The sequence below is a fragment of the Aeromonas allosaccharophila genome (genome assembly GCF_000819685.1).
Classification (GTDB): Bacteria; Pseudomonadota; Gammaproteobacteria; order Enterobacterales; family Aeromonadaceae; genus Aeromonas; species Aeromonas allosaccharophila.
The window spans coordinates 1-845 of the sequence record NZ_CDBR01000096.1; the positions used below are offsets into that span (position 1 = coordinate 1).

1 pseudogene is annotated in these 845 nt (G+C 55.6%); it reads right to left on the reverse strand.

Going from position 1 to position 845, the window contains the following annotated elements:
* Positions 1-148: 148 nt before the first annotated feature.
* Positions 149-845 (reverse strand): annotated as a pseudogene (locus BN1115_RS17070) (IS5 family transposase); the annotation flags it as partial.

Here is an 845-nt window from a genome sequence, read left to right on the forward strand (position 1 = left end):
AGGCAGTAGCCTCGATCAAAATCCGGATCTATGGCTGCAATCTCCACCTGACTCACTTTCATGGATTGAGGGCTTGGCAAACCGGGGCGACCATCTATGTTTCCCAAATCAGCCATCAGGTCACAACTTCCCCAGCCCCAAGTGACCGTTACACTCGGGGCTTTCTGACAGGCAGACCAAGGGTGTTCAGTCTGTTGATTGCACCAACATACGCCATCACTTCCCCTACCTGACCGTTGTATGTTCGCAAACTGATTTTGCCCGTCATCAACTGCTTGAACCGATACATCGCCGTCTCTGCCAGCGAGCGCCGATGATATCCCGATATCTTCTTCCAGTGCGCCAGCCCTTCCTTTCGTATTACCAGTACAGCCTCATTTCGCGGGTGTCCCTTTTTCCATAACCCTGCGTTCTTGCGAGGCGGGATACAGGCTGTCGCCCCTTTGCGCGCGATAAGCTGATGGCTGGCTTTGCTATCATAGGCGCCATCCGCATAAACACGTCCCAGCTTGCGCCGCAGTGGGTTGAACAAGGTCGGCAGCACCTCGGCATCATGGACATTTTCCAGCTAGACTTCCGCCGCCACGATATCGTGGGTCACCGGGTCTACCGCCAGGTGTAACTTGCGCCAGACCCGCCGCTTCTCAGCGCCGTGTTTTCTGACCTTCCACTCGCCTTCACCAAACACCTTCAGCCCGGTTGAGTCGATAACCAAGTCGGTAATGCGCCCCTTTGGGGGCTGTCGATAAGCCACCGTCACCGTGCGTGCCCGCTTGCTGACACATAGATGGTCGCCCCGGTTTGCCAAGCCCTCAATCAATGAAAGTGAGTCAGGTTGAGATTGC